The organism is Gemmiger gallinarum (genome assembly GCF_014982805.1).
GTDB lineage: Bacteria > Bacillota > Clostridia > Oscillospirales > Ruminococcaceae > Gemmiger > Gemmiger gallinarum.
The window spans coordinates 119,022-136,774 of sequence record NZ_JADCKC010000002.1; the positions used below are offsets into that span (position 1 = coordinate 119,022).

10 protein-coding genes are annotated in these 17,753 nt (G+C 60.7%); 4 read left to right on the forward strand and 6 right to left on the reverse strand.

Going from position 1 to position 17,753, the window contains the following annotated elements:
* The first annotated feature begins 269 nt into the window (after window positions 1-269).
* Window positions 270-2,786: an LCP family glycopolymer transferase gene (locus tag INF35_RS06235; RefSeq protein WP_193500678.1), complete on the forward strand. Its 2,517-nt coding sequence runs from the start codon at window positions 270-272 to the stop codon at window positions 2,784-2,786.
* Window positions 2,787-2,872: 86 nt separating this feature from the next.
* Here INF35_RS06235 and INF35_RS06240 read toward each other — a convergent pair whose 3' ends face one another.
* The 6 genes from INF35_RS06240 to trpS all read right to left on the reverse strand — a co-directional run bounded on the left by INF35_RS06240 (window position 2,873) and on the right by trpS (window position 12,085).
* Entirely contained in the window at window positions 2,873-4,912 is a 2,040-nt protein-coding gene (locus INF35_RS06240) for an AAA family ATPase (RefSeq protein ID WP_235983149.1), read from the reverse strand.
* Complete coding sequence (locus tag INF35_RS06245; protein ID WP_193501803.1) at window positions 4,902-6,047, reverse strand: hypothetical protein; 1,146 nt, start codon at window positions 6,045-6,047, stop codon at window positions 4,902-4,904. The genes INF35_RS06240 and INF35_RS06245 overlap by 11 nt, the downstream gene beginning before the upstream one ends.
* On the reverse strand, window positions 6,044-7,432 hold the full coding sequence (locus INF35_RS06250) for a radical SAM protein (RefSeq protein WP_193500680.1): 1,389 nt from the start codon (window positions 7,430-7,432) through the stop codon (window positions 6,044-6,046). Before INF35_RS06250 ends, INF35_RS06245 begins: the two co-directional genes overlap by 4 nt.
* Before the next feature lie 249 nt (window positions 7,433-7,681).
* Window positions 7,682-10,450: a vWA domain-containing protein gene (locus tag INF35_RS06255; protein WP_193500682.1), complete on the reverse strand. Its 2,769-nt coding sequence runs from the start codon at window positions 10,448-10,450 to the stop codon at window positions 7,682-7,684.
* 284 nt (window positions 10,451-10,734) lie between these two features.
* Window positions 10,735-11,013, reverse strand: a complete 279-nt coding sequence (locus INF35_RS06260) for a hypothetical protein (protein ID WP_193500684.1) — start codon at window positions 11,011-11,013, stop codon at window positions 10,735-10,737.
* Between the two features lie 37 nt (window positions 11,014-11,050).
* A complete protein-coding gene (gene trpS / locus INF35_RS06265) occupies window positions 11,051-12,085 on the reverse strand; it encodes a tryptophan--tRNA ligase (RefSeq protein ID WP_193500686.1) in 1,035 nt (344 codons plus the stop codon).
* 474 nt (window positions 12,086-12,559) lie between these two features.
* Between trpS and INF35_RS06270 the strand changes: the two genes are divergently transcribed.
* The 3 genes from INF35_RS06270 (at window position 12,560) to INF35_RS06280 (ending at window position 17,650) form a co-directional block, all read left to right on the forward strand.
* Window positions 12,560-13,180, forward strand: coding sequence for a DUF1349 domain-containing protein (locus INF35_RS06270; RefSeq protein ID WP_193500688.1), 621 nt, complete (start codon window positions 12,560-12,562; stop codon window positions 13,178-13,180).
* A gap of 147 nt (window positions 13,181-13,327) precedes the next feature.
* The gene (gene gltX / locus INF35_RS06275) at window positions 13,328-14,782 is read left to right on the forward strand and encodes a glutamate--tRNA ligase (RefSeq protein WP_193500689.1); all 1,455 of its coding nucleotides are present in this window, start codon (window positions 13,328-13,330) and stop codon (window positions 14,780-14,782) included.
* 525 nt (window positions 14,783-15,307) lie between these two features.
* On the forward strand, window positions 15,308-17,650 hold the full coding sequence (locus tag INF35_RS06280) for a SpoIIE family protein phosphatase (protein ID WP_193500691.1): 2,343 nt from the start codon (window positions 15,308-15,310) through the stop codon (window positions 17,648-17,650).
* The last annotated feature ends 103 nt before the right edge of the window (window positions 17,651-17,753 follow it).

Sequence of the window (17,753 nt, forward strand, 5' to 3'; positions counted from 1 at the left end):
TTCTCTCAATTTATCCCATTGAATTGCTGATGCAGCGAGCGCCGAATCCCTAGGATTCGGCGCTCGTTTTTGTTTTGCCTGCCGCTGTCCGTTTTCTTTTAGCTTTGTTTGCCGCAAATGTGAAAGCTCCGCGAAAATTGATGCAATGGCCCGAAAAGTATGGTATCATAATTTTGTAATATTAGGCTGCGGCTTTGTGTCTGTGCAGGCCGCTTTCCCGATGCATTACAAAAATCAAACGTTTTCACGTTTTTTATCAGAGGAACAATATGGCGCAACAAGATAATGAACCGAAATCGGTATCCGCCGGGACGCAGCCGGCCGATTCTGTACCTTCTTCTCCTGCGGGGGATGAGAATGCCTCTTCCCCCGCTGCAAAAACTGCCGCTCCCGCCGGCACTGCCGAGGAGAAGTCTGCTTCCGGCAAAAAGCACGGCGGCAGCAAAAAGAAGCATCGCATCCCCCTGTGGGGCAGAGTCCTGCTGGGGATTCTCTGCGTCTTTGTGGTGCTGATCGGTGCAGCAGCCCTCTACATCAACGGCAAGCTGGACCTGATTCGCTACGATGACGGCAGTGTGGATTCTGTCGGCACCATTGATGCGGATGAAGACCAGGACCTGGACGGCACCGGTCTGGTGGAAAACACCGGCGAAATGATCATGCCGGAGGGCAGTCCCTTTGAGGACTCCAATGTGCTGAACATTCTGCTCATCAGCACTGACGAGCGCACCGACGCCGTCAACGATTGGGATGCCTTTACCCATCTGAACGACCTGGACGGCACCAGCGATACCACCGAATTCAGTGAGGACGCCCGGGCCGACAGTCTGATCCTGGTCTCCCTCAACATTCAGGAGGACACCATCAAGCTGGTCTCCATCGAGCGCGCCACCGGCGTTCCCATCCTGCTGGACGGCTACGAGGGTGAGTACGACTGGATCACCCACACCTTCCGCTACGGCGGCGCCAAGCTCACCATGGAGACGGTGGAAGACTGCTTCAACGTGGCGGTGGATCATTACGTCCGTATCAACTTCAACTCCTTTGTGCAGATCGTTGACGCGGTGGGCGGCATCGATATCAATCTGACCGAGGAGGAAGCCGCTGCCCTCAACTGGGAAGTTCCCTCCAACTCCATGTTGATTGTGGACAAGGTAGAGCCCGGCGTCAATCATATGGACGGCTATACCGCCCTGCAGTATGCACGTCTGCGCGCCATCGACAGCGACTGGGTCCGCATTGAGCGTCAGCGCACCGTCATTCAGGCTGTTCTGGATCAGATCAAGAATGCCACCCCCATGGATCTGGACAACCTGCTCAATACGGTGCTGCCCCTGGTCCAGACCAACTTTACCAAGTCGGAGATCGCTGCCCTGCTGGTGCAGCTGCCCGACTTTCTGGGCGTTACCGCCGAGCAGATGTCTCTGCCCGCCGACGGCACCTACGGCGTGCGCTACGGCATGGACGACCGTTTGATGTATGACCCTGACTGGGCCGAAAACATTGCCATCCTTCACAAGTTCCTGTACGGCATCGACAGCACCAGCGATGTCTATCCCAACGGCGAAACGGTGGAGACGGCGGTGGATCAGTACTCCGACGAGGAACTGGATACCTTTGCCGAATACCTGGAGGACAACAGCTCCGCTGTGGACTTGACCGACCTGAGTACCCTGTGGCCGGTACGGGAGGAAGAATCGCCGGAAGAGGACGTTTCCTCTGCGTTGGATGGAGAGGAAGAGGACAGCGAACCTTCCACCGCACGGGTCTGCCTGTTGGGGGACGACACCTCCTCCAGTGAAAGCCTTGCCGTCCGCCAGGCCATGCTGACCCGCCTGCATGAGCAGGAGGGCGTCAACTACGTTCTTTCCGAGGAAGGCTTTGCCGCGGGCGTCCTGCTGGACTGCTACATCAATGACGGCCCGGAATCCCTCTACGACGATTATCTGGCCCTCCACCCCGATGCAGACACCGGCGACGCCCAGTTCTGCCAATGGCTGCGAGAGTACAACGCCACCCAGAGCAGCGGTGACAAGCTGCACATCATCGGCCTGGGCGAGGATGTCTCCCCCTCCCTGGCGGTCAAGGCGCTGTCCCTCTTGCGGGACGAAGATGCTCAGCCTGACGACAGCCTCTCCGACATCGTCTACTGGATGGACCGGAACGATGCTTCCGCTACCACCACCGGCAGCAAGTATGTCATTCTGCGCCTGACCCAGTTGCTGGACGAGGACCCTGAGCTGCTGGAGACCCTGTTCGGCGACAATACCGCCATGGTGGAGCTTTTCTGTGACAACAGCGCCGAGGCCATCCTCTCCGGAGAAGAGGAACTTTCCGGCGCCGATCTGGCCCAGAGCATGTATGACAATTTCTGCTCCATCTACGACGCTCTGCCCGAGGATGCCCGCTTCTTTGGCTGCATCCGTCTGGCGGAAGCCTCCTCCACCTCCATTGTGGGCAAGGGCGAGGACAACTACCGGACCTTTGCCTCCCTGCTGGACGGCTCCGGTTCCCCGGTGCGGGGCGAGGTGGACAACACCGCGGTGCTCTATGTCACCTCCGCGGAGGAGACCTCCTCCTTCACCCCCAACAACCGCACCTTTGACTATACCCTGCTGCGTGCCTGCCTGCCCGATGCCTTCACCGGCGATACCTGGATCGACCTCAACGGGGAGGACAGCCCTTTCACCCGTGAAGTGGGGCTTTTCCTGCCCGGCCGTGAGGATGCCTCCGCCGCAGGGCAGTACTTCAACTCCCTGCTGACCATCGCCGCCGACGCGGACTGAGGCAGCATCATTCTCAAAAAAAGACCCCCGCCGGGGCTGCTCCTGAGAGGGCGCCCCGGCGGGGGATTTTTGTATGATTTTTCCATTCAGTCGTCCAGATCGAAGTCTCCCGGAAGCAGAAGTTCCAGAGAGGCCGACGGATCGGCCACCAGCCGTTTGGACTGGTTGAGGATGGCCCGTTCCAGCACATTGCGCGCCATGCGGCCGTTGCCGTTGTGGGCGGCATCCTCCCCCTGCTTGCGGTCGAAGTAGGCCTTGAGGGGAGCCTCACAGGCGGTATCCAGCTTGTAGCCCTTGCCGTCCGCCAGGGAGAGGGTGATTTTCCACAGCTCCTCCCCGGTGTAATCGGGGAACTCAATACGGTTGGGGAAGCGGCTTTCCAGGCCGGAATTGGCCGTCAGGAACTGCTCCATCTCCCGGGTGTATCCGGCCAGAATGACCACCAGCTCATCCCGGTGATCCTCGATGCCCTTGACCAGGGTGTCGATGGCCTCCAGCCCGAAGCTGTCGTCCCGGCCGCGGTAGAGGCTGTATGCCTCATCAATGAACAGCACACCGCCCAGAGCGCTGCGGATGACCTGATTGGTCAGGGGCGCCGTGTGGCCCACATAGCGCCCCACCAGATCGGCCCGGGTGACCTCCACCAGCTGGCCGCCCCCCAAGGCGCCGATGGCCTTGAGGTACTTGGCCAGGATGCGGGCAATGGTGGTCTTGCCGGTACCGGGGTTGCCGGTGAAGATCATGTGCATATTGACGGTAGCGGCGGTCAGGCCCTGGGCCTTGCGGCGCTGCTGGGCCTGGACGTTCTTGGCAATGTCCCGCACAAAGGTCTTGACCGTGTCCAGTCCCACAATAGCGTCCAGCTCCGCCTCCACGGCGGCCACGTCGCCGCGGTACTGCTGGGGCAGCAGACCGAACAGGTCGAAGGTTTTCCCCTCCCCCACCGCAGCGGCAAGGCGGCCTTCCGCCGTGCTCAGGCGGACCTGCGTGCCGGCACGGATGGGTTCCTCGTGGTCGAGGACATACTCTACAAGGGCGCGGTAGGCGTTGTCGGCATATTCCTGAATGGCTTCAATGCCCCTGGCCTTGCCGTACTGGGCCGCCAGCAGATCCCGGACGCTGCTGTCCATGGAGAGGTTCAGCCCGCACTGGGCACGGACCTTCTGAGCCAGGGCGTTGAGTTCCCGGGCGGCAATGGCGTTGAGGCTCTCGGGGGTGAAGGGCTGGGTGCGGCAGATATCCCCGGACAAGGCATCCACAAACCGTGCGCCGAAGCGCTCGGCCAGAGCCTCAGGGCCCTTGTTGGAGAAAAAGACAAAGTATTTTCCGCCGGCCTCCAGCTCGCCTACAGCACCCGGCGCCAGGGCAGTGCCCACATCCACCAGAATTCCCCGCTGCAGCACATAGCGGCTGGAAAGGGCCAGAGTGCCGTCGATGGCCAGGGCGGCCAGCATGTTCAGATAGGCCGAGGCACAGCTCTCGTAATGGTCAAAGGCAAGGATCTCCGCCTTGGACTGTAAAGCCGCATACAGGTCCTGCAAAAACAGTTTTTCCTGGGCAGGTCCCGGATAGAGAGACAGGTCCATGGTCTCAATGCGGGCGCTGTGCAGAAGTCCCCGGGCAGCCATCTCCTCGGCCACGCAGCGGAGGGTGTAGTGCCGCCCGGTGCCCTCGGCGCCGCACAGAAGCATAAGGCTGCGCACATGGGCCGAATCCTCCGGGGTGCCCATCACAAAGGGACGGCGGAAAGCCTTGACCAGGGCCCCCACAAAGGCGTCCTGTCCCAGCACCCGGGTACGCACTTTATCCGCCAGCCCGGTGAAGTCTCCCTTTTTGGCCGGAGCCGCCGGGGCAGATTTGCGGGCCGGGACCTCATCCAGCAGGCCGTCCCTGCGAAGGGAACGGGTCAGCTCGCTGCTCATGCGGCGGACGTTTTCCGCCGTGGCACCGGCAGCCCGCTCCACGGCGGCGGTGGGATCACTGCGGGAGGTCGCGGTGAGCCGTTCCAGCTCCCGCTGCATCTCCTCCACGCTGCGGGCCGCCTCCTCGGCATCCCGCCGGCTGCCTGCACGGGTCGAGCCCATCAGGCCCCGCACCCAGGCATCGTATTGTTCCTCAATGCTCATTGTCGTACTCCTTGGCGGGCAATGCCGATTTGGGCAGCCGGATACGATAGAAATTCTTCACGCTGCATCCCGCACGGCCGCCGCCCGCACAGGCGCAGGCACAGGCACAGGAAACGCAGGCACAGGCGCAGACGCATCCGCTGTGGTGGCTGGTGTCGGAACGTCCGGCACCGCCGCCCCGGGTGGAACCTCCCCCTGCCTGGAAACCGGCAGGCGGGTCCACCGCATGATAGCCCGCCGGCGGCGGTGCGCCCCGCCGCATGCGGATGGTATGCAGGTTGTTGGAATACCAGATCCAGGCTGCGGCGTCGTCCACCCCCATGCCGCCGTGCCAGCGGGGGGTACGGGCGCTCAGCGCAAAGACGATAAGCAGCACGACCATCAGGGTGACCACTGTTGCCGCCACTCCTTCGGCGGAGTCGTCCTCCTGGTAAGTGTTTTCCACAGAAGCGGCGGCCATATCCTCGGAGGTTTTCTCGTTCTCCTCGGTATATCCCTCCGCCGTCACGATAGGCACCGTCACATTGACGTTGACCCGCTCCCCGTGCCCCAGCGGGCCGAACTCCCAGGTCAGATAGTCGCCGTCGGTGCCGGTGTTGTCGGCCAGAAAGCCGTCGTAATTGCGCCAGCGCACTGTCAGGCTCTGCACGCAGATCTCATCAAACCAGCCCGGCGTAAAGGAAAAGCTGGCGGTGTTGTCGTCGTTCATGGTGAACAGATGGCTCTGGTGCACCTTGAAGGCAAATTCCACCCGGCTCTGACCGCCGTTGGCCGCGGCCACGTCGGGGGCATAGTATTTGTCATGGAAGGTCACCTTGGCATAGCTGCCGTTCTCGGTGATCAGGGAGACATCCGCCACCGTATCCGGGGTCAGAATCTCGATCTCATCGGCATAGCTGTTGGCCAGGCCGATGTTGACCCAGGACAGATAATCGCCGGAGCCGCCTCCCACCACCTGCCAGTCGATCTGATAGGTAATGTCCGCGCTGCCGTCCTGCCGGGGGTCTACCGTGATGACGTAGCTCTGGATCTCATCGTAGTCGCCGGAATCGGCCGACACCGCGGGCACACACAGCACAGCCAGCATCAGCGCCGCCAGCAGGCAGGCCAGACGGTGCAGGGGTATGGTTTTCATGCTTCCTCCTTTTGCCGGCGGGGATCGCCCAGCTGGCAGATGTGTTCCATCCGTGCGCTGACCCGCCGGATCCGGCGGCAGGCAGGGGCATTCCAGATCTTGTTCCAGGGATCGTGCAGGATATTGCCCAGCCCCGGCCCTGAGAGCCAGCTCTGGCAGGGCAGAACGGTGCCGTCGGGGGCAACCGCCATATTGGACAGGCAGGCGCCGCAGCTGGGGATCAGGCCATATCCCAGGCCGCGCAGGGTTTCCTCCGGCAGCCAGCCCGGGCTGGTAAAGTCGATCTCCATCCCGCTTTGCACAGCGTATTCCATGGCTTCCCGCAGGGTATTGGTGAGCTGTTCGGTGCTCAGGCGGGTGGTGCGGCTCTGCTCGGTGGTGGCGCCGCCCGCGGGGATCAGGCCGCTGCAGGTGGCATAGCGGACGCCCAGCCCGTGGACGAATTCCAGCGTTTTGCAGTAATCTGCATTTTTGCTGCACAGCGGCGTGTTGATGCTCACATTGAGCCCCGCCTCCAGCGCATTGCGGATACCGCTGACCGTGTCCTCAAACCCGGGAGCTCCCACAAGTTCATTGTGTACCGATGCGTCCCAGGAATACAGGGTAATCTGTACCGCGTCCAGGCTGGCCTCACTGAGTTCCCGGCACATAGGGGTGGTGAGCAGCCGTCCGTTGGTGTTGAGGCGGGTCACAAACCACTGGGCCGCTTTCACCAGCTTGACCAGATCGTTGCGCATGGTGGGCTCACCGCCGGTAAAGGTAAGCTGCGGAATGCCGGCAGCCCGACATTTCTGGATGATTGCCAGCCACTGGTCGGTATCCAGCTCGGCACTGGCGCCGTAAGGCTGGTTGGCCGCGTAGCAGTGCAGGCATTTCTGATTGCACTGCCAGGCGCCGTCCTTCTGCATGGAACTGATCATCAGGTCCATGCGATGAGGTGCCACCATATAGGGGGCATACTCCCCCAGATTCATCTGGCGGATGGGCAGATCTGTCCCCTGTCCCGTGGCAATCTCCCGAAAGGCCTCCAGCATCGCCTCCAGGTCGGCGCGAATCTGCTCCCTGGGGGTTTTGGTGTATACGGCAACCGTCTCCTCAACGGCACGGTCTGTCACCTGTGCCCACTGGCCAGTCTGAAGTTCCTGCCCCTCGTAAGGCTGCAGGGCGTCCATGAGGTTGGCAAGCAGAATGGCCCAGGAAACGTTGAGGGGCAGAATATCCCGCCCGTTGAGAATGGCGATGAAGGGCACGTCGCGGCCTCTGGTCCGGCAGGGCACCAGATGAATGCGCACCACACCCGGACCGTCCGGGTCAAGGGTCACATGGCGCACCGACGAAAGCCGCTGACGGATATAGCGGTTTTCCGCAAGGGAAAGAAACGGCATAGGATCGGACACTCCGTTCAGACAAATTACCACCGCATGCCATATGCCCGTGACAGCGCGCATACCGGCCGGCAGCATGTGAATAAGATTTGTACTATTATACCATGGATCGGCTTTCTGTACAATGTAAAACCGTCGGATCCCGTGTAAAACTGCCGAATATGACAAAAGGCGCCGGAGCTTTCGCTCCGGCGCCTGGGCCGTGATTGGGTTTTCAGAACAGGGCAGGCTCAGCACCTGCGGCAGGCATTACTGCTTGCGGCGACGGCGCATAACCACCAGAACCACAACAGCAGCCGCTGCGATACCGGCAACGCTGATCAGCGTCACCAGAGGCATATCGTCGCTGGTCTGAGGGATCACCGAAGATGCAGCGGGAGTCGGCGTGGGCTGACCCCAGGTGCCGTTTGCCTTGGCATCCGCAATGTCGGGATGCTCATCCGGTGCGGGCGTACCGGTAACGGTAACGGTGTTGGTATCAGGAGTAGTCGTGGGAGTCGGCGACGTGACAGTATAGGTCACAGTGGGAACAGGGAAGGTCTCGCTGCCCTCACCGCCGGTGGTGGAGGTGTAGGTCAGGGTAGCCTCCTCGTTGGTGGGCACGGTGTGGTCGCCGGGGGTGGTCGCCTTGTTGACCAGCTTAACGGTGTAGGTCAGTTGGACAGCAGCGCCATCCTCAACGGGAACATTGATTGCCCAAGTGAACTGCTCATTTTCACCGGTGGTGTAGGTCACCACATAGGGATACACGCCATCGACAGCTTCACCGAAATTGATGGTGTTGCCATTTACAACACCTTTCATCTCAATACCACCAACCGTCAACACAAAGCTGTCCAAGCTGGCAACATCAAAGTTGCTACCAATCACATCGGTGACGGTACCGCTCTCGATATCGTACAGTACAGTGCTCTTAACGGCATCGAACATACCGTCATAGCCGGCAGCATCTTCGGGCAACGTATAGGAGGCATCGCCCAGGTCGCCCAAGTTGGAGATAGCATTGTAAGCCCAGAGATACTTCCCATCTTTTGCATAGCGGGGATCAGCGTAGGCATAGGCATTGTACTTTTTAGCAATCTTGATCCACTCGCGGGCAACCATATAGATGGCTGCATCCGGTGCGCTGGCAGTCTCATTTTCCAGTTCGGCGGGGACATAGCTGTTTTCCGCCTTAAACTTTTCGATTACCGACCAGTCAGTATCCTCACCCTGATTAGATATTACTCCGTAATCTTTGGCTTTGTACTGACCTTCCTCATAAGTCACCTGGTACTGGCCCATGTCATCAGCGATACTGGCACTATTCTCATTGTACCATTTGAGCATATTCTGGAACTCGCCATAATAGCTCGTGCCGCTATGGTGCCAGTCAATGGTCTCGTGGCTGGCGTAGAGGTTTTCTTCGCCGTTGGAGGTACTTTCGCTGTAAATCGAGAAAACATTATTGCCGTTGCCACTGCCCCACAGGTAGCCAACGCCGTCGGTCACCAGGACAAGGTGCTTGTTGGCATCCTCCACCGTGGTATCGGCGTCCAGCATGGCTTCACCCGCAACCAGACCAGCGTAAATGTTGGTGCCGCTGCTGGCCACATTCTGGAAAATCATGGCTTCATTAATGGCAGCATAATTTTCATCATTGAGAGCGGTCAGTTCCAGCTGTTCCAGAACGCCTTTTTCAAAATTGACCACGCCGACATTGATGATGTTGCCCTCGCCAGCCTGTTTCTGCAGCTCGGTCAACATATCCATGGCTTCCTGGCGGATCTCACTGCTGGCGGACTTATCCAGGACAAAGACCACATCGGAAGCGGTGGTTTCCTCGCCGCCGCCAACAGTCAGGGTAACATTGCTCTTGTCATCAACCAGGCCGGTGGCAGTCTTGTCCACCGTAACACCGTCCTCTTCATCGGGATTGGGCGTAACCGGGTCGGTCTCCGGCGGAACCGGATCAGGCTCCGGTTCAGGTTCCGGCTCCGGATCCGGATCCGGATTCACGGTTCCTTCCACCCAGTTTGCAAACAGACTAATGTTGCTTGTCATCTGGATTGTGTCGCCGGGGTTCCAGAACTGCTCTCCCATCATATCTTTCCAGTTCACAAAGGTGTAACCTTCACGGGTCATTGTGTTTTCCGCAACGGTTGCAATCTGGTTATACTGGTAGGTAACATCATCCGGTGCTTCGCCAACAATATCGCCGGCACTAGAGCCACTGCGATAATCCAAGGTATACAATTTCGGATTCAGCGTAACAACTCTATTTTCTTCGCTGGAAGTAGAACTGCCCGCTTTGTTGACCAGATTTACTGCACCTTCTGCAGTAACTTCGTAATAAATAGATTCATCTTTCAGCGCGGCGTCCTTGTCCCAAACATTTTCGTCACCGGCGAAAGACAGGCAGTAAAAGCCCTCAGGCAACGATTCAACACTTTCATTTGTTGTCACTTCGACCGGGGTGTTTGCAGCGTTGACAGTGGCCGTATATTCAACCGTCCCAAAGCTTTCATCCGCCAGATTACCAGGCTTATCGCCACGATAAGTCAGCTCAAAAGGAATTTCAACAGAAGTTGCCTGCGTGCCATCCTCATTGTACGGCATGGCAGTGACCTCTGCCTGGAAGGTCATATTCTCGAGGGTAGGAGAAGCATTTACAGTAATGCTAAAAACTTCAATCCCCCGTTGCCACCAATTTTCTGTCCCATAGCTGTGGGTAACTGTGCACGTTCCCCCTTTGACCGCCTCAATCGTTACATCTTCAGTGTCGTTTGCTCCTACAAATTCAATACAGTCCTTATTGGAGCCGCCCACAGTCCAGCTATGAGTGTTTGTAGTAGGTTCGCCGTCCAATTCGATTGTTTGCCCCACAGACAGCGTAAAATCCATCTGCTTTTCATCTGACATCACTTGGATGCTGCTGTCGGCAATCGGCTCGTCTGCAAACGCCGCAGCCGGCAGCATGGCCGCGCACATTGCCAGCGCACATACGGCGCTGACAACGCGCTTTGCTTTGTTCTTCATGCGTTTTTCCTCCTTAAAATTTGGGCTATTTATCCGGCAGGCAAGTACCCACCGCTCAACCATCCTGCCCCCGCCCGGCCATCCACCGAACAAAAGCGCACCGGAGCAGCTGCCCCGGCAGGATGCTGATTCAAAAAAGGATGAAAAACAGCGGCGAACGTCCTTAGGACCTTCATCCCGGCGGCCCGCTGTAAAGGTGCCGGAAACCACTCAAGTTGCATTTGTGCAACTCCCGACACAATAGTAGGATTAGTAAATTATTCCAGATGCATGTAGTAATGGTATCACAACACTTCCCAAAAATCAAGGCGGATTTTCCATAATTTAACAAAGTGCGCCGTAAAAAGCGACGAAGAATCGATGTCATTTTTGTTAAAACTGACTTTTCCTGACAGCAGAGTTTTGCCTTTCTTTTGACATCTGTTCAAGGATATTCGTTTTTTATTCCATTTTCTGGTTTTTTTAAACATCCGTTTAAACAGCAGCGCACAAAAAAGCGGCGCCTGCACCCCAAAATGCCGGGATACAGGCGCCGCAAAAGGCGCAGATTTTCTATTTTTCACAAATTTGACCCAAGACAGATATTTTTTCCGTCAGGGATCAGCGGTCCAGCTGCAGCAGACCCACCTTGCGGTAAACCTTTGCCACCATACGGTCGGCAATGCGGCTTGCCCGGGCGGCGCCGTCCTTGAGCACACCGTCCACATAAGCCTTGTCGGCCAGGATGCGGCCGTATTCCGCCTGGACGGGAGCCAAAGCGTCGGCAGTGGTCTCGGCAACCGCCATCTTGAAGTCGCCGTAGCCCTTGCCCGCAAACTCGGCCTCGATCTCCTCCATGGTCTTGCCGGTGAAGGCGGAGTAGATGGTCATGAGGTTGGATACACCCGGCTTGTTGGCGGCATCGAAGCGCACCACGCCGTCCGAATCCGTCACCGCGCGCTTGAACTTGCGCACGATGGTATCCCGGTCGTCGGTCATGAGCACAAAGCTGTTGACGTTGGGGTCGGATTTGCTCATCTTCTTGGTGGGTTCGGCCAGAGACATGATCTTGGCGCCCGCCGCCGGGACGTAGCCCTCCGGCAGAGTAAAGGTATTGCCGTACACGCCGTTGAAGCGCTGGGCAATATCGCGGGCAATTTCCAAATGCTGGGTCTGGTCCTGGCCCACCGGCACCAGGTCGGCGTTGTAGATCAGGATATCCGCCGCCATAAGCACCGGGTAGGTGAACAGACCGCCGTTGACGTTGTCAGGATGCTTGGCGCTCTTGTCCTTGAACTGGGTCATGCGGGACAGCTCTCCAAACTGGGTGTTGCAGGCCAGAATCCAGCTCAGCTGGGTGTGGGCCGGGACATGACTCTGCACGAACAGAACGCTGTTCACCGGGTCAATGCCCGCCGCCAGCAGCAGGGAGGCCAGTTCCCGGGTACGGCGGCGCAGAGCGGCAGGCTCCTCGCGCACCGTCAGGGAATGCAGGTCGGCCACCATATACAGGCAGTCATAGTCCTTCTGCAGCAATGCCCAGTTGCGCACCGCGCCCATATAATTGCCCAAAGTGGGCGTGCCGGTGGGCTGAATGCCCGAAAGAATCCGCTTACGTTTGGGCTGAGCCTGAGAATTTTGAATGTTTTCTGCCATGATCTTACGCTCCTTTGCCTGTGGGCGGGGTACAAAAAAACTGCCCCCGTACAGAAATTTGTACAAGGACAGGTCAATCTCCTGCGGTACCACCTTGTTTGCCGCGTGAACGCGGCCACTCAGTGAAGCGGCAATCACCGCTTCCGCCCGGTAACGGGGGCTGCCGTCGACGGATAGTAAGCCTTCCGGCCGTTCCCCGCCGCCCTCTGCGATCCATTTGTCTGTCCTGTTTCCCGCCCGGTTCCCAGCCATCCGGGCTCTCTGTGGGGGCATGGCGCAGTTTTACTTTCGCATCTGCGGTTTCTCAACGAGGCGCATCCGCTGCGCCTTTATACAGGTATTCAAGCACACGAAACGGCATTTGTCAAGAGTCCTCTGCCTTCTCTTGAGCCCGTACTCTTGCGGCGGTACCCGCGGTATGGTACCATATATTAAAATGTATTGTACGGCAGAATCGGAAAGGAAGCGATCTTCATGGACGTATTTGATACCTCTCGCCTGGTCTGGACCCGGGAACCTGCCGGGTACAGTATCCGTCCCGACTGCATCGAGATCGTCACGGCCCCGCACACCGACCTGTGGCAGCGCACCTACTACCATTTCCGCAACGACACCGCTCCGGTACTGCAAATGACCACTCAGGAGCCTTATTTTTCCTTCCTGGTCAAAACCGAGTTTGCTTCTGGTCACCGGTTTGATCAGTGCGGCGTGGTCCTGTATCTGGACAGTGAAAACTGGCTGAAAGGCTCCATTGAATATGAGAACGAGACTTTCCAGCATCTTGGCAGCGTAGTGACCAATCACGGCTATTCGGACTGGGCCACCACCGAGATTCCTGCCCACATCAAATCCATGTGGTACCGGCTCAGCCGCAGAGGCAGCGATTTCCGCATCGACTGTTCCCAGGACGGTCAGGACTGGCATCAGATGCGCATCTGTCATCTGTGGGAAGGCAACGGTCCGGTGTCCTTCGGCATCTATGCCGCCAGCCCGGAGGATTCCAGTTTCCGGGCAGTATTCAGCCACATGGAACTGATCGAGTGCCAGTGGCAGGCCCATGACGGCCAGCAGCCCGATAAAGACTGCGGCGGCTGAGCTTCAAGCGGTTGACAAACCTTCCATCGACAGGTAGACTTTTGAGAGATATGGTCCGCAGGCTGCCGCCTGCCGCCAGACCTTGTTCCGGGGTTCCGTTTCCCCGGCCGATTGCAAAAATTCGCATCCAAAGGAGCATAACCCAATATGGAAAACACCGTCCGCACACGTTTTGCGCCTTCCCCCACCGGCTACATGCATGTGGGCAACCTGCGCACCGCCCTCTACACCTATCTGCAGGCCAAGCATTCGGGCGGCACCTTCATCCTGCGCATTGAGGATACCGACCAGGGCCGTTATGTGGAGGGCGCCACCGATGTCATTTACGACACCCTGCGCGCCACCGGCCTGAACTGGGACGAAGGTCCCGACATCGGCGGCCCGGTTGGCCCCTACATCCAGAGCCAGCGCATGGGCATGTTCCGCCAGTATGCCGAGCAGCTGGTGGCCGAGGGCAAGGCCTACTACTGCTTCTGCACCCCCGAGCGGCTGGAGGAGCTCCATGCCTCCCAGAAGGCCGCCGGTGAGGTCAGCCACTACGATGGCCACTGCCGTGATCTTTCTCCTGAGGAAGTGAAGGCCAAGCTGGATGCGGGCACCCCCTATGTCATCCGCCAGAAGATCCCCAGAGAGGGCATCACCTCCTTCGACGACCTGGTCTACGGCCACATTGAGGTGGAGAACGCCGAGCTGGACGACCAGATCCTCATCAAGACCGACGGCATGCCCACCTACAACTTTGCCAACGTGGTGGACGACCATCTGATGGGTATCACCCATGTCATCCGCGGCAGCGAGTACCTGTCCTCCACCCCCAAGTACAACCTGCTGTATCAGGCCTTCGGCTGGGAGATTCCCACCTACATCCACTGCCCGCCCGTCATGAAGGACGCCCAGAACAAGCTGTCCAAGCGCAACGGCGACGCTAGCTATCAGGACCTGGTGGCCAAGGGCTACCTGCCTGCCGCCGTGCTGAACTACCTGCTGCTGCTGGGCTGGGCTCCCGAGGGGGAGCAGGAGATCTTCTCCCTGGATGAGATGATTCAGATCTGGGACCCCACCCGTGTCTCCAAGTCCCCCGCCATCTTTGACCCCCTCAAGCTGCGTGCCATCAACGCCGCCTACATCCGCGCTCTGCCCGCCGAGGAGTTCCGCCGCCTGGCCGACCCCTTCATCGACAGCGCCGTCCATGTGGACATTGACCGGGACCTGCTGTGCGCCAACCTGCAGCCCCGCTGCGAGGTGCTGGAGGACATTCCCCCACAGCTGGACTTCTTTGACGCGGTGGTGCCCTTCGACGCCGAACTCTACCGCAACAAGAAGCAGAAGACCACCCCCGAGTCGGCGCTGGAGGCCCTGGACGCTCTGCTGCCCCTGCTGGAAAACCAGACCGACTGGAACCGGGACGCCATCTTTGACGCCTGCCGCCAGAAAGCCGAGGAGCTGGGCAAGAAGAACGGCTGGCTGCTCTACCCCCTGGGCATCGCCCTGTCCGGCAAGAGCCGCACCCCCGGCGGCGGTACCGATCTGGCCGCCATGCTGGGCCGGGAGGAGACGCTGCGCCGTCTGCACGCCGCCGTGGATACCCTGCGCGCAAACTGACCCTTTGCGGGGCGCTTTGCCATATCATCCCATAAAAATTTGACAGCCGGCCGTGGAAAGTGATGTTGCTTTCCACGGCCGGCTTTTGTTGTTTCCTGCCGCATTTTCTCCGGGCGAAACAGGCGACCTGCCGGTGCGAGGGCGGTCGCAGAATGGGGTCTTCTCCCCTGCCCCGAGAAAAATCTCCCCGCTTCGGCCATGGGCGATGGTTTCCACCCGTGGCAAGGGCGAAACCTTGCCACGGCCGGAAGTTGTCGGCCAAAACGGGCTTTCGCCTCGAAGCCCGCCCCTTTGGCCCGGATGCCGCAGCTTTGGGCCGGAGACTGCGGCTTTGCCGGTTTCCTTGGCAGGACGGGCTCCCTTTTGGCCGGTTTTGGAATTTCGCTGCATCGCAACAAAAAGCGCGCCCCGCGCAAGGTATACTCGTTGCTGCATCGCCCAAGAGGGGCGACGGCGCACCGGCACAGCCCCTTCCCGGCGCGCAGGCCATCCGGGGCAGGCATCCGCCGGGGAGGAATCACCACCATGCCGAACACCGTCAAAGAAGCCGCAACCATCCGTACCACCGCCGCGCCGCCCAACGCTCCGCGCCCACAGTCCGCCCCACCGCCCGCACCGCCGGTGTCCGCCCCGCCCGACCGACGTTTGCGTCTGCCGCCGGGAGGTGTGCGGGCCTCGGCCCTGGCCTGGCAGCTGGGCGCCGCCTGCGCCGGCATCCTGCTGGGAGCCGGGCGGGTCTACGGCGGGGCCGCTCCCTTCGGGCTGGCGCTGGTCATAGGCTGCGGGCCGGGCTATCTGCTCTCCGCCGCCCTGGGCGCCATCGCCGGAGTGCTGGCCTTTCAGCCCCTGGGACAGGCCCTTCCGCTGGCCGCCGCCATCGGCATCGTGCTGGCAGTACGAAAGTTGGCCCCCGGCAGGTTCCGCCTTGCCGCAGCCGCCGGGGGGATGGCGCTGCCCGGGGCACAGCTGCTGGCAGAGCTTCCCACAGGCATCGTGCCCGCCGATCTGATCGCCGCCCTCTGCGGGGCCGTCCTTGCTGTGGGCTTTGGCCGGGCCATACATACCCTGCCCTCGGACAAACCCCGGGGCATCTGCCTGTGGCTGGCCATGGGGGTCGCCTGTCTGGAACGCCTCACCCTGCCCGTCTTTGCCCCGGGGCTGGCCCTCTTCGCCTTCGCAGGCCTTTGCACCGCCTTTGCCGCCAGTCTGGAGCAGAGTGCTGTGCTGGCCGTGGCTCTGGCCGCTGCTTTCACCGCCGCCAGCCCCGACCTTTGTTTCGGGGCTCTGGCCGTGGCTCTGGGCACCCTGGGGGCCTCCTGTCTCTTCCCCGGGGAGCGCTGGCGCTGTGCCGGGGTCTTTGCCGCCGGGTGCTGTCTGGGTGCTCTGGCTGCCCCCTCCCTGGATGCAGCCCTGACCCTGGGCAGCGCCGCGGTCTGCGGGCTGGCGGTCTATCTGCTGGTGCCGCCCCGCAGTCTGCAGTCCTTCTTCCCCCAGCCGGCACCCCCGGCCTCGGCCCAGAGCCTTTCGGGGGCGGCACGGCGCCTCTCTACCATTGCCGACACTCTGTCCGACATCGCCTCCACCGTCAACGCCGTGTGTGAGCGGCAGTTTCCGCCCAAGGGCGAAACCTTCGACTTTGTGGTGGAGTACACCGCCCGCCGGGTCTGCCAGGACTGCGCCCGCCGGGAACGCTGCTGGATCAAGGGCTACTCCTGCGCCATGGACGGCATGTACCAGTTCAAGCCCATTCTGGAGCAGACCGGCGTGGCCGATCTGGAACACATGCCGGGGCAGCTCAGCGTCTGCGAGCATCCCTCCGACCTGTGCGACGCCCTCAACCACGGCTACCGCCTCTGGCGCAGCCGCCGCCAGACCCGGGCCCGGGCCAACGTGCTGCGCAATGCCCTGACCGAGCAATACGGCGCCATCGCCTCGGCCCTGGCCCAGCTGTCCGCCCGCCTGGGTCAGGCCGGGCTGCCCGATCCCCGCCGGGAGAGCCGGGTCTCTCAGCTGTTTGTCTCCATTGGGCTGGAGCCTCTGGAATGCAGCGTCACCACCGACGTGGCGGGGCGCATCTCCGCCAATGTGACGGTGGCCCGCACCGCCTTCACCCCCGAGGAGCTGCGCGCCCTCACCGCCGAGGTCAGCCGCCTCTGCCGCCGGGACCTGGCCCTGCCGGAGGTCGCCCACTGCCGCACGGTGACCATGCTCTCCTTCGGGGAGCGGCCGCTGTTCAGCGCCCGGTTCGGTATGGCCAGCCGCCCCGCCGAGGAGATCAGCGGCGACGCCTGCGACCAGTTCTGCGATACCTGCGGCCGGGCCCAGATGCTGCTGTGCGACGGCATGGGCACCGGACGCCCCGCCGCCGTGGACGGCCAGATGGCGGCCCGCCTCACCGGCCAGCTGCTGCGGGCGGGTTTTGCCGCCGAGAGCGCGGCCCGGCTGGTCAACGTGGCCCTGGGCCTGAAAAACGGCGAGCAGGAATCCGGCGCCACCCTGGACCTGCTGACTGTAGATCTCTTTACCGGGCGGGCAGGCCTTTTCAAGGCGGGAGCAGCCCCCAGCTTTCTGGTGCGTGAGGGGGAACCCCGCATGATGGAGGGTGCCAGCCTGCCCATGGGCATCCTGGATTCGGTGGTAGGCCGATCCAGCACTTTCACTCTGGAAGCGGATGATCTGGTGGTGCTGGTCTCCGACGGGGTGCTGTGCGACGGCACCGACTGGATTTTGCAGCAGCTGCAGCTCAGTGCCCGGCTGGGTCACAGCCCCGCCCAGACCGCCGCCGCTCTGGCGGACTCCGCCGTGCGCCGGGCCGGCAGCCGACGGGACGACATCACCGTGGCTGCGGTACGTCTGGAACGGCCGTAAAAAAGCAGCCCTTCCGTTCCATTTTCCTCTTGTGGTCCTTTTGTCGGTACAGCGCGGCTTTTGTGATTCTTTTGACACATTGACCAAAACTGTTGCACAATAT